General features: G+C 60.7%; 11 protein-coding genes. All 11 read left to right on the top strand.

Features of this window, described 5'->3' with window-relative positions; translation table 11 throughout:
• The first annotated feature begins 34 nt into the window (after positions 1-34).
• Complete coding sequence (locus FGQ67_RS04690) at positions 35-1,177, top strand: zinc ribbon domain-containing protein (RefSeq protein WP_171025197.1); 1,143 nt, start codon at positions 35-37, stop codon at positions 1,175-1,177.
• A 107-nt stretch (positions 1,178-1,284) separates the two neighbouring features.
• Entirely contained in the window at positions 1,285-1,827 is a 543-nt protein-coding gene (locus FGQ67_RS04685; protein ID WP_118385167.1) for a peptidylprolyl isomerase, read from the top strand.
• Positions 1,828-1,838: 11 nt separating this feature from the next.
• The gene (locus FGQ67_RS04680; protein WP_249934389.1) at positions 1,839-3,143 is read left to right on the top strand and encodes a tetratricopeptide repeat protein; all 1,305 of its coding nucleotides are present in this window, start codon (positions 1,839-1,841) and stop codon (positions 3,141-3,143) included.
• Positions 3,144-3,270: 127 nt separating this feature from the next.
• Positions 3,271-4,302 carry a rod shape-determining protein gene (gene mreB, locus FGQ67_RS04675; protein WP_006236061.1) on the top strand — a complete coding sequence of 344 codons (1,032 nt, stop codon included), beginning with the start codon at positions 3,271-3,273 and terminating at the stop codon, positions 4,300-4,302.
• A 78-nt stretch (positions 4,303-4,380) separates the two neighbouring features.
• Positions 4,381-5,322, top strand: coding sequence for a rod shape-determining protein MreC (gene mreC / locus FGQ67_RS04670; protein ID WP_138340375.1), 942 nt, complete (start codon positions 4,381-4,383; stop codon positions 5,320-5,322).
• Positions 5,323-5,335: 13 nt separating this feature from the next.
• A complete protein-coding gene (locus tag FGQ67_RS04665) occupies positions 5,336-5,902 on the top strand; it encodes a rod shape-determining protein MreD (RefSeq protein WP_138340374.1) in 567 nt (188 codons plus the stop codon).
• 13 nt (positions 5,903-5,915) lie between these two features.
• On the top strand, positions 5,916-7,985 hold the full coding sequence (gene mrdA / locus FGQ67_RS04660) for a penicillin-binding protein 2 (RefSeq protein ID WP_138340373.1): 2,070 nt from the start codon (positions 5,916-5,918) through the stop codon (positions 7,983-7,985).
• 9 nt (positions 7,986-7,994) lie between these two features.
• Positions 7,995-9,221, top strand: a complete 1,227-nt coding sequence (locus FGQ67_RS04655) for an FtsW/RodA/SpoVE family cell cycle protein (RefSeq protein WP_006236069.1) — start codon at positions 7,995-7,997, stop codon at positions 9,219-9,221.
• Positions 9,222-9,239: 18 nt separating this feature from the next.
• A complete protein-coding gene (locus FGQ67_RS04650) occupies positions 9,240-10,169 on the top strand; it encodes a YcjF family protein (RefSeq protein WP_138340372.1) in 930 nt (309 codons plus the stop codon).
• Between the two features lie 10 nt (positions 10,170-10,179).
• Complete coding sequence (locus FGQ67_RS04645) at positions 10,180-12,057, top strand: TIGR03960 family B12-binding radical SAM protein (RefSeq protein ID WP_138340371.1); 1,878 nt, start codon at positions 10,180-10,182, stop codon at positions 12,055-12,057.
• Complete coding sequence (locus tag FGQ67_RS04640) at positions 12,054-12,866, top strand: TIGR03936 family radical SAM-associated protein (protein ID WP_055285117.1); 813 nt, start codon at positions 12,054-12,056, stop codon at positions 12,864-12,866. Before FGQ67_RS04645 ends, FGQ67_RS04640 begins: the two co-directional genes overlap by 4 nt.
• Positions 12,867-12,929 lie beyond the last annotated feature (63 nt).

The raw sequence follows: 12,929 nt of genomic DNA, 5'->3' as shown, positions 1-12,929 counted from the left end.
TCGATTGTTTGAATTGCTTCGAAAAGAGGATGCCGTGATCTGCCCGCATTGCCTTAAGACTATCGAGGACGGCGCCTCGTTCTGCCCCTACTGCAACGCCTATGTGGGTCCGGGCGATGGTCCCGAGCACACCGAGTTCGTGTTCTGCGAGGGCTGCGGTGCCCGTCTTTCTCCGCATGATCGTACGTGCCCCAAATGCGGACGCCCCGCTCCGGGTATCCTCTCCGAGGACGCGGCCGCATCCGACCTGGCTGCGGGCCGCACGGCGGGCTTTCCGCGCCTAACGCAAGAACAAATCGATACCGAGGTGCCGCATGCGCCGGCCTCTGCCGCTGCAGTGCTTTCGGACGCCGCCGACCCCAATGAGACCTGCGTGCTGCCGGCTTTCGATAAGGATTTCGGTATCCCCAAGGTCGATATTCCCACACCCGTTTCCCTGCATGACGATGCTCAAAAACCCAAGCGCAAGGTGCACCCCGACGAGGACGCCTATCACAAGCACAAGCGTCATATTCCTAAGCCGCTCATCGTCATCGCGGTCCTTGCCCTTGTGTGCGGTGGTGCCTATTGGTTCGTGACGACTGATCCCATGGGTGTCATGCCTGGCTTTTACGACCAGTTTGGCCAAGCTGCACAAACCACCTTCCCCACGCGCCAAAAGGGTGAGGCGACTGAGGACGATACCAAGCAGGACGATTCTGCCGAGGTGGTCCAGGAAGAAACCGTGCTGACCGATGATCAGCTCTATACCAGGCTCGACGGTCTGTATCAGACCATCGTGTCCTACGGTGACGAGGACCAGATCGGCGAGGTCATCGATTCCTTTAACAACGGCTATCTTCGAACGCCGCTGTCCACCCGTCAGGAGCTGTCGCAGAGTGCTTACGCCCTGCGCGACCAGATCAAAAAGACGCAAGATGAGCTCAACAACCTTAAGTACCAGGACGATACGGTCTATGCGGACGACATCGCCCACTTAAAGCAGCTTGCCGAGTGGATGTATGAGCGCGTCGACGTGATCTGCCAGAGCTGGGATATCTCGCTGGCCATTCCCGATGGCGAGTCGATGAGTTCCCACCAAAGCGAGATCCTGGCGCCCATCGCGCAGAGCGGCAACAGCGCGCTGAATCAGTACGACGCCAACGTGGGCTCCTGGAAGCCGCAGCAGCGTTCCTAAAATTAGTTCGCCATAGTCGGCATAACCTACGTGCGCAATTGATGTAAGCGCATGCTTATTGCTACAATTCGTACAAATATGCTTTAAACGCACGAGGAAGGAACCACATGTTTGGTTTTAAGAAAGAGCTCTACACGCCCGAGTATCAGCTTGCCGGCGACGAGTGCGCCGTAATCGAGACGTCGAAGGGTGCCATCAAGGTCAAGTTTGACGGCGAGGGCGCTCCCATTCATGTCGCGAACTTCTGCGAGCTTTCCACGATGGGTTTCTATGATGGCCTTAAGTTCCATCGCTATGTTCCCGGCTTCGTCATTCAGGGCGGCGACCCCAATACCCGCGATATGTCTGGCGCCGACGTTGCTGCCGGTCTTGAGGGCCCCGACGGCATGCCCGGTACCGGTGGCCCCGGCTACTGCATCAAGGGCGAGTTTGCCACCAATCCGCGCAACAGCCATGTCGATGGCGCCCTTGCCATGGCACGCTCCATGGACCCCGATTCCGCGGGTTCGCAGTTCTACTTCTGCCTGGGCGCCCAGCATAACCTCGATTCCGGTTACACCGTCTTTGGTACCACGGTCGAGGGTCTCGATGTGATTTCGCAGCTGCGTGCCGGCGACGAGATCGTCCATGTCGAGATCGTTCACGAGTAAAGGGGACTTCCTTGAATAGCCAGCTGATCCAACAGGGCCGCGCCGCTTACCGCGCGGGTGATTTTTCCGCTGCAGCCCAGATGCTTGGGGCGGCAAAGACTCCCGATGAGATTATGGGCGAGGCCGATCACCTTCGTGGTAACGCCTTGATGCACCTGGGCATGTATGCCGAGGCCGCCGAGGCCTATGCCGCTGCCCTCAACGACGGCACCTACGGCAAGCGCGGTGCGCTGCTCACCAACCGCGGCAAGGCGCTCGCCGCCGTGGGCGACTACACGACGGCCGCCCAGGCGTTCTCTGCTGCTACGCAGGATGCTTCCTACGCCACGCCGTTCAAGGCCTATCTGGGCCTGGGTAACGCGCTGTTCCAGTCGGGCGACTACGCCAACGCGGGTACTGCCTTCCGTCAGGCTGCCATTGACGGCGCCAATCCGGCTCCTTCCGCCGCACTCGGCGAGCTCGGTCGTTGCTTCATCAAGCTCGGCCGTCCGGCGGATGCCGTGGAGACCTACCGCACGGCTATCGACTTTGCCGGCCCTCGCGACGACACGCGCGCGCTCAACGCCGGCATGGGTCAGGCGCTTTCTGCCGCCGGCCGTCCCTCCGACGCACTCGACGCCTTTAACGCCGCTACTGCCGATGGCATCTACCAGCTCACCTCCGAGCAGGCCGATGAGCTTGCCCGCGTGCACGATTCGCTTGCCGCGCTGTCTGCCCAGACGGCTATGGCCACGGCTCCGGCGCCCGCGATGGACGCTCCTGCCGTCGATCCGCTCGATCCTACGGGTGCGACCGGTCAGTTTATGCCCGATCCCTCGGACACCGGCTTCTTTACGCTGTCCGAGTCCGAGATGGTTCAGCAGGACCGTCAGGATCGTAAGCAGGCCAAGGTCCGTCGTCGCCATCGCCACACGGGTCTCAAAGTCTTCATCGTGCTGCTTCTGCTCATTTTGATCGCCGCGGGCGGTCTGGGCTTTGCCTACACGCGCGGCTTTGGCTTCCCGTCTCAGGAGTCTGTCGTTACCGATCTGTTCCAGGCTGCCGGCGACGGTGACACCGCAAAGGCCGAGTCTTGCCTGGCCTCGAGCCTGCCCGAGGACGCCAAGTCGATGATCATCTCCTCGATTCCGCAGGGCGCCACCGTGTCCGTCGAGGGCATGGATCAGTCCATGACCGAGACGACCGCCAAGGTTAAGGCTTCGCTGTCCAAGGGCGGTGAGCAGGAGTACACCGTCAAATTCGTGCGCTCCGACAACCATATCGGCTGGGCCGTTTCCTCGCTCGATATGGATTTCTCGGCTGCTGACAACCAGTAGTGACCTTATGGGATTTAGCTTTGCCCGGTGCTTCACCGCAAGTGAGGTGCCGGGCTTGCGCTAGTATGATGAGCTAGTAGTTTTCCAGCAATCATCCAACACATCAGGAGTTGCGTTGTTTTCTTTGATGGATATGTTCTTCGGTAGCTATGCGGGCGATCTTGCGATCGACCTCGGCACCGCAAATACGCTTGTCTCCGTGCGCGGCAAGGGTATCGTCATTCGCGAGCCCTCTGTTGTCGCCATCGACAAGAACGACGAGCGCATCCTGGCGGTCGGTATCGAGGCAAAGCGCATGCTCGGCCGTACGCCCGGCAACATCGTGGCCGTTCGTCCCCTGAAGGACGGCGTCATCGCCGACTTCGATGTTACCGAGGCCATGCTTCGCTACTTTATCGACAAGGCGTCCGAGAAGCGCTATCCGTGGACTCCGCGTCCGCGTGTTGTCGTCTGCGTTCCTTCCGGCGTCACGTCGGTCGAGAAGCGTGCCGTCTTTGAGGCCACGATCCAAGCCGGCGCTCGCCAGGCCTACCTGATCGAGGAGCCCATGGCCGCCGCTATCGGCGCCGACCTGCCCGTCGAGGAACCCACCGGCTCCATGGTCATCGACATCGGCGGCGGTACCACCGAGGTCGCTGTTATCGCCATGGGCGGTATCGTCGTCTCGCAGTCCATCCGTATTGCCGGTGACGAGTTCGACCAGGCCATCCTCACGCACGTTCGAGATGCCTACAACTTGGCCATCGGCGAGCGTACGGCAGAGGACATCAAGATCAAGGTCGGCTCCGCCGTGCCGCTCAAGGATGAGCTCGACGTCGAGGTCAACGGTCGCGACGTGATCACGGGTCTGCCCAAGACCGTGCGCATCGAGAGCGAGGAGATTCGTCGTGCGCTCAACAAGCCGCTCGACGAGATGGCCAAGGCCGTTAAAGACGCCCTCGATGCCACGCCGCCCGATCTTGCCTCTGACCTTATGTACTACGGCATTTTGCTGACCGGTGGTGGCGCTCTGCTACGCGGTCTCGACGTACGCCTGCGCGATGAGACCGGTGTTTCGGTCAACGTCAGCCCCACGGCGCTCGATAACGTCGTTAACGGCTGTGCCCGCGTGCTCGAGGCCAATGCGTTTGATGGCGGCTTCGTCCAGACCAATGCTTAATTTCCAAAAGGTGGATTCCATTTGGCACGATCTTCGGGTTTCTCCACAAATCTGAATACCAAGCGACAATCAACGGGTATGCGCCCGTTGATTGTTTTCAGCCTGATTTCGGTGTTGCTGCTCACGTTTTACATCCGCGAGGGCGAGGCAGGGCCGATTCATGCCGTGTGTTCGGGCGTAACGACGATTACCTCGCCGGTGCGTTTTGTGGGCTCGGCTGTGGCGGCTCCTTTCAATGCCATCGGCAACGTGTTCTCTAACCTTACGGCGTCGCAGGACACGCTCGACGAACTCAAGAAGCAAAACGAGGAACTGACCTCTAAGGTTGCTGAGCTCTCCGAGGCTCAAAAGACCGCTGAGCGTCTGGAGGGGCTGGTCGGCCTGCAGTCGACCTACAACCTTAAATCGACCGCTGCTCGTATCGTTGGTGCCTCGGGCGATGCCTGGACCTCGACCGTTACCATCGACAAGGGCTCTGCCGACGGCCTTACCATCAACATGCCCGTGACGAGTTCTGCCGGTGTTATCGGCCAGATTATCGAGGTATCGGCCAAAACGTCGACCGTGCGCCTGATTGGCGACGAGAACTCGGGCGTGTCCGCTATGGTGCAGGACACGCGCGCTCAGGGCATGCTGCAGGGTCAGGCTGACGGCACGCTGCGTCTTGAGTACGTGAGCGTCGACTCCGACGTTAAGGTTGGCGACATCATCGTGACCTCGGGCATTGGCGGCGTGTTCCCCAAGGGCCTTCCGCTTGGCACCGTCTCGTCGGTCGAGAAATCGGCAAACGACGTGTACTACACCATTGTGGTGCGCGCTCAGACCACGGCCGAGAATAACGAGGAAGTGCTGGTCATTACCTCGCTGACCGACGAACAGTCGGCCTCGGATGAGGACGTGAGCACGGCCAACAGCACGCCGCAGGGAACGTCGCGTGACGCTGCGACCAAGACGAAGGACGAGAGTTCGGATGACAGTTCCGACACGTCCGAAACGACCGATTCCGGCTCGAGCGAATAGGGGGGGCATGTCCATGGATCTACACGAGCAGGGGATGAGCTCCCGCACGTTTGTGATCGCCGCCATCGTGTGCGTGCTGCTGCAGGCAGGCCTGGCACCGCAGATCTCCATTGCGGGCGGTCGCGTCAACTTCATGATTATCCTTGTGTGCCTAAGCGTGTTTTCGGGCGACCCGACCCGTGCCATCGTGTGCGGTTTTTGCAGCGGCTTGTTCTATGACCTGTCCGCTGCCGTGCCGGTGGGCGTTATGTCGCTCCTGCTGACCGTGGGTTCTTTTGCCCTGGTGCACAGCGCCGTCGGCCAGACGGGCGGTACCCCGAGTGCGCGCGGCATCACTGTGGGCGCCTTCGCGCTCGTCATTAATGTGATCTACAGCACCATCTTGCTGTTTATGGGTTTGGAGACGAGCTTTGTCGTGGCGATCTTCGGCCATGCGTTGCCGTCCTCGATCCTGACGGGTCTGGTTGCCATTCCGTTTTTGATGTCCGGCGTCGTGCCGCAGTCCGGCTATGGATTCTCCGCACGTGGCGGACGCCAGACGGGCATGCGCTTTAAGCCCAAGACCCGCAAGCTCAAATAGGGGAGGCCCGTAGATGTCTTCCCAGTTGACGGTTATTATCGCCGGTATCGTGCTGGTTGTGGCCATCGTGGTCGCGCTGGTCATCATGCGTCGCGGCGATTCCCGTTTTACCTACGATACGCAGCATGGAACGGCCCCGCGCGCCACCGAGGGCGAGGGCAATACCGCGGCGACCGCCTTTAAGGGCCGCTTTTCCATCCTCACCACGGGTGTGGGCGCGATGTTTGCGGCGCTTGCCGTCAAGCTGTGGGGCATGCAGATGGTCTCGTCGGATTATTACGAGAAGCAGGCCAATAGTAATCAGACTCGCACCGTTACCACACCCGCTGTGCGCGGCCGCATCCTCGACCGCAATGGCGTGGCGCTTGTTCAGAACCGTCCCTCACTTGCTGTCGTGGCCTACCGCGACCTTGCCGAGGATGAGGTTCTGGTTCGCCATCTTGCCAACGTGCTTGGAATGCCTTACGTGGCGGTCCTTCGCAGTATTCAGGACAATACAGAGGGCGCTCAGAGCCTGCATACCATCGCGACGGACGTCCGTCGCTCCACGGTTGCCTATATTCAGGAGCACGCCGGCGAGTTCCCGGGCGTCAAGATTGCCGAGCGTACCGAGCGCCAGTATCCATACGGCGAGACGGCATGCCATATCTTGGGCTATACCGGCACCATTACCTCCGAGCAGCTCGAGGCCCAGAATAAGAAAACCTCTGGCGATGATGATGCTTCTGCTGGCAAGATTACGTACCAGTCGGGCGATATCGTAGGCCAGGCGGGCGTTGAGAGCTACTACGAAAACCTGCTACAAGGTATTCGTGGCGAGCAGATCGTCAAGGTCGATGCCTCGGGCAATGTGACCGGTCAGGCCGGCGCCGTGCCCGCGAAGGCCGGCTCCGACATTAAGCTCACGCTCGACCTTAAGATTCAACAGGCCTGCGAGACGGCACTGGCGAGCGCTATCGAGCTTGCCAAGACCACTGGCTACAGCAATGCCGGCAACGGCGCCGTGGTGTGTCTCGATCCCAACAATGGCGAGATCCTGGGCATGGCGAGCGAGCCCAAGTTCGATCCGTCCGTCTTTATCGGCGGCGTCTCAAATGACGTTTGGACCGAGCTCAATGATGACAAAGGTTTGCACCCGCTGCTCAACCGCGCCATTAGCGGACAGTACATGTCGGCTTCGACCATCAAGCCGCTCTCGGCACTGGCCGGTCTTGAGTTTGGAACCTACACTTCAACGCAGACAACCAACTGCACGGGCTATTGGACGGGCCTGGGCAAGGCTTGGGGCAAGCGCTGCTGGCTGACGTCTGGCCACGGCACCATGACGCTGCAGTCGGGTATCGCCAACTCGTGCGACCCCGTCTTCTACGACATGGGCAAGGCGTTCTTTTATGACGAGCAACATCCCGAGGGCCTGCAGGAGGTCTTTCGTCGCTGGGGTCTAGGCAAGACCTGCGGTATCGATCTGCCGAGTGAGGGCGCGGGCCGTATTCCCGATGCCGAGTGGAAAGAGTCGTACTTCACCGACGCATCTGCCGAGGACCGCAAGTGGAATGCCGGCGATATGACCAACATTGCTATCGGTCAGGGTGACATCCTGGTGACGCCCCTGCAGATGGCGTGCGCCTATATGGGTCTTGCCAACGGCGGCAAGCAGTACGTGCCTCACGTGTTTTTGTCGGCCGTGTCGCGCGATGGCGACGGCGATGCCTATAAGTACAACGGCAAGGGCAAGAAGAAGCGTCTGGAGGCCAAGATCAACAGCGATTCGGATTTGACTCTTGTTCGCAACGGCATGCACGACGTGATTTATACGGCATCGACGTCCCTGGCGGCTCACTTTGGTACCCTGACGCCGCAGGTATACGGCAAGTCGGGCACGGGTGAGAAAAGCGGCGAGGACGAATACGCGTGGTTCTGCGCCTATGCACCGGCCGATGATCCCAAGTACGTCATCGCTACTGTCCTGGAGCAGGGCGGCGGCGGCTCAGATACCGCGATGCATGTCGTGCGCGACGTGCTCGGCGTGATTTATGGCGAGCCCGATACCTCTTCAGCCTCGGGCGATTCTTCGGTTCGATAGGAGGTTGCGATGGATTTTTCTCCGGCGGATCTGTTCCGTTCAACCAAGACCGGCTCTCGCAGCAGCCTGGACCGCGTCAACAAGCAACTTTCGGCCTCGCGCGGCACGTTTCGCCAAAAGGTGCATATCGGTGTGCTCGTGGCTACTGTGGCGCTCGTCGCCTACGGTGCCATCATTATCTGGTCAGCTTCGCAGTTTAAGGCCGATGCTTCGTTCTCACGCCATCTGCTGGGAATTGGCATCGGCACGGTGCTGGCGGTGCTGGTCTGGCGCTCCGACCTGCGCGGTATTTCCAATTTCTCGACGGCGTTGCTCGTCATCGACCTGATCGTGATCCTCTCGCCCAAGATTCCGGGTCTGTCCTATACGGGCGGTCTGGGCATGACGGGCTGGATCAAGATTCCCGGTATCGGCTTGACATTCCAACCGGTTGAGCTTGCCAAGCTCATCACCATCTTCTTTATTGCTACGCTTGGATCGCAGTATAACGGCCGCATCGATACCGTTCGCGACTACGTCAAGCTCTGCGGCATGCTGTCCATTCCGTTTTTGGCCGTCGTTGCCATGGGCGACCTGGGCTCGGGCCTGGTCGTGCTGGTTTCGGGCGCCATCGTCATCTGTATGAGCGGTGCACGCCGCGAATGGGTGCTGTCGACCCTGGCCCTGCTCGTGGGCCTGGTTGCCCTCGTCCTGGCGCTCGATTCGGTTTTTGATTCGTTGCTCGGCCACGATGTGCTCATCAAGCAGTATCAGATGAACCGTCTGACGGTCTTTATCGACCCCGATAATGCCGATTCGGACGATGCCTACAACCTGCAGCAGTCGCTTATCGCCGTTGGCTCGGGCGGCTTCTTTGGTAAGGGTTTGGGCCATGCGACGCAGTCGGCCGGCGGCTTTCTGCCTGAGTTCCACACCGACTTCGTCTTCGCCTTCCTGTCCGAGACCTTTGGCTTTTGCGGTTCCTTTTTGCTGCTGTGCTTGTACGTGCTGCTCATCTTCTCGACGATCCGCGTTGCCTTTAAGTGCGAGTCTCTGTTTTTACGTCTTTCGTGTGTGGGCATCGTTGGCATGTGGGCGTTCCAGACCTTCGAAAACATCGGCATGTGCATCGGCATGATGCCGATTACCGGTATTCCGCTACCGTTTATTAGCTTCGGTTCGTCTTCGATGATGATTCAGCTGCTGACGGTGGGTATCGTACAATCCATATGGCGGCATCGTTCGGGCGCCGCGTAACCGCTGGAGGGGTTTGCTATGAAAATTCCCGTAGATAAGCTGACCCGCGCTTTTAAGATGGGCGCGTCCGTTAAGAAGGATTCCGATACGCCGGTGCGCGTCTCGGTCTATCTGGATTCGTCCGCCTCGCGCTTTCTGGCCGAGACGGTGCGTGACGCCTTTGTGCCGCAGACGACCTCGGGTATTGTGCGCGTCGAGCGTCTGGGGGAGGAGCGAATTGCTCCAAAGACCGATACCGATGTGGTGCTGGTGCTCTCGTGTGGTTCCGACCGCTTGGAGAGTGCCGTGCAGGAGCTCGTGATCGCCGGCGCGCCCGTGTGCGTGCTTGCCGAGTCTGCTGTGGAGGCGCCGTTTATCGAGGAGTCCACGCCCATGCTCGGCGTGGTGGCGGCAACCGATAAGACGTATCTGCTCGAGACGCTTGCCCGCTGGATTCTCGATCGCACCGACAAGGAAACGGCTTTTGCGGCGAACTTTGCCTTCATGCGCATCGCGGCGGCCAATCGTATCATCACCTCGTGCGCGCTTACCAATATGGCGACCGGTGCACTGGTGTTTTTGCCGGGCGCCGATTATCCCGTTATGGCGCTGGCGCAGGTGGGCATGCTCTTTGAGCTCGCTGCCGTCTTTGGACGCGGCATTAAGCCTGAGCGCGGCTACGAGGTCGCGGGCGTGCTTGCCGGCGGTCTTGTGATCCGCGCGGTCACCCGCGCGCTCGTCAAACAGACGCCGCATATTGGGTTTGCCGTCAAGGCGTTCACTGCTGCCGCGGGCACCTATGGCATGGGCCGTGCGCTCGTTTCGCTTTACGAGCGCGATGTCGATTACAGCCGTGCCAACGAGGTGGTCACTGCCACGTTCTCCCGCGTTCGCGATCTGGTGACCACGGTCGCGGGCGCTACCCGTCCTATGGCGTCCTACCAAGACGCATCAGATCTCGCTGCTTAGGGGTTTTCCGTTGCGCGTTGCATACCAAGACTGTTTTCATTTAATTGAGCCGCTGCTCGCCAAGGTCGAGAAGCCGAGCCGCTATATCGATCACGAGTGGGGCACGCTTTCCAAGGCCGATGCCGACTACCGTTGCTGCCTGATCTACCCGGATGTGTACGAGGTCGGTCTGCCCAACCAGGGCATCGCCATCCTCTACAACATCCTTAACCAGGCCGAGGGCATCTCCTGCGAGCGTGGCTATGTGCCGTGGCCCGATATGGGTGACGCCATGCGCGAGGCGGGTATTCCGCTGCTCTCGCTCGAGGGTGCAGCGCCGGTCGCTTCGTTTGATATCGTCGGTCTGCATGTGCCGCACGAGATGGCGGTGACGAACTTCCTCGAGGCTCTCGACCTCGCTGGCATTCCGCTGTTAGCGGCCGACCGAGGTGAAGACGACCCCATTATCATCGCCGGCGGTCCCTCGGTGTACAACCCCGAGCCGTACGCGGCCTTTTTCGATGCCATCCTCATCGGTGAGGGCGAGGAATCGCTGCTCGAGACCTGCCAGCTGCATCGCCGCCTGCGTGACGAAGGGGTCCCGCGCGCGCAGATTGTCGAGCAGCTTGCATCCATTGCCGGCAACTACGTGCCGTCGCTCTATGAGGTTCGTCACGACGAGCCCTGCTCGCCGCATGGCTACACCGTGCCGCGTGAGGGCAAGGATGTGCCGACCGTGGTCTACAAGCGCGTCGTCGAGGATTTCGGCGCCACAAATCCGCTGTCGCAGTCGTGCGTACCCTATGCGCAGCTGGTCCACGACCGCCTGTCTATCGAGATTCTGCGCGGCTGCGCCCGCGGCTGTCGTTTTTGCCAGGCCGGCATGACGTATCGCCCGGTGCGCGAGCGCTCGGCCGACCAGATCGTCTCGTCGGTGATCCAGGGTCTGGAAAAGACCGGCTATGACGAGGTGTCGCTGACCTCGCTCTCCACGACCGACCACTCCTGCATTCGCGACGTGCTCGGCAGGCTCAACCGTCGCCTGGAGGATACGGGTATTCGCGTGTCTATTCCGTCGCAGCGCCTGGATTCGTTTGGCGTGGATATGGCCGAGTCGGTCGCCGGCGAAAAGAAGGGCGGCCTGACGTTCGCGCCCGAGGCCGGCAGCCAGCGCATGCGCGACATCATTAACAAGAACGTGACCGAGGAGGACCTGGACCGTGCGGCCAAGGCGGCCTTCGAGGCCGGCTGGAACCGCATGAAGCTCTACTTTATGATGGGCCTTCCCGGCGAGCGCGACGAGGACATCGTGGCCATCGCAAATCTGGCCGATCACGTGCTGGAGCTCGGTCGTTCCGTGGTGCCCAAGGCTCGTCGCGGCTCGATCTCGGTGTCCATCTCGGTTTCGGTCTTTATCCCCAAGGCCGCCACGCCGTTCCAGTGGTGCCCGCAGCTCGACTACGACGACGTCAAGCGTCGCCAGAAGTTGCTTATCACGAGCGTTCGCAACCGTGCCGTCCGCGTGCATTACCACGATGCCGAGACCTCGCTCATCGAGGCCGCGCTGTCCCGCGCCGGTCGTGACATGACGCCCGTCATCATCGATGCTTGGCGCGCGGGCTCTCGCTTTGACGCCTGGGTAGAGCATTTCTCGCTCGATAACTGGAAGGAGGCTGCTGCCAAAAACGGCATCGACCTCAATGAGCTTGTGCACCTGCCCTACGAGTTGGACTGGCGCCTGCCGTGGGAGCATGTGAGTCCCGGCTGCACGCGCGGCTTCCTCGAGCGCGAGTACCGTCGCTCGCTCGAGGGCGTCACGACTCCCGACTGCACCCGCACGTCGTGCACCGGCTGCGGGATCTGCCTCACGCTCCACGCCAAGAATGTATTGATGGGTGATCGCGCATGAGTGAGCGCCTGACCGACAACCCCTCGCTCTTTAGACTTCGTGTTCGCTATGGCAAGCGCGATCGCCTTAAGTACCTGGGCCATCTCGAAGTAATCCATACCATTGAGCGCATCGTGCGCCGTGCGGGACTTCCCTATGCCGTCACGCAGGGCTTCTCCCCGCACATGCGCGTGGGCTTCTCTTCGGCGCTACCGGTGGGTACGTCGTCGACCTGCGAGTGGTATGACCTGTTTATGACCGAGTTCGTGGCGCTCGACGAGGCGTTTGGGCGCCTGGCTGCGGCGTCTCCGGCCGATCTGGCGCCCATCGAGGCGGCGTACATCGACGTGCGCACGCCGGCGTTGACGGCGCAGCTCACGCGCTTGTCGTATCGCATCGACCTGCACTTGGATCCCGAGGCGCCTGTAAGCGCCGACGAGGTGCGTCGTGCGATCGACACGCTGCGCGCGGGCCACGGCATCGACTACGCGCGCGGCAAAAAGAGCAAGCGCTTGGATTTGGATCACACGCTCGTGGGCTATGAGCTCACGGCGGGGGAGCGCCCGGACCATTTGGTGCTCATGCTCGACACCCATGCCGACAACGAGGGCTCCATGCGTCCGGAAATTTTGCTTTCTGCTGCTGATGTTTTGTTGCAGGGCTTGACCCCGGGCGTGGATGCACCTATTGTTTCCACCGGTATGCAAGACCTCGTGACCATCTGCTCCTACGATGTCGAGCGTCAGAATCAAGCATGCGAGGACGACGAGGGCCGACTCGTCAGCCCCATACCTGTGCGAACTTGTGGATTTGCTCCACATACTCGTTGACGGGGGTATTTTCGCCTGCTACTATATTCGGCTGTTGCACTAACTGATGCATGAAGGGCAAGT

Source organism: Collinsella aerofaciens, assembly GCF_005845035.1.
Classification (GTDB): Bacteria; Actinomycetota; Coriobacteriia; order Coriobacteriales; family Coriobacteriaceae; genus Collinsella; species Collinsella aerofaciens_I.
Note: the sequence above shows the minus strand (reverse complement) of the source record. Positions and strands in the feature narration are given on the sequence as shown.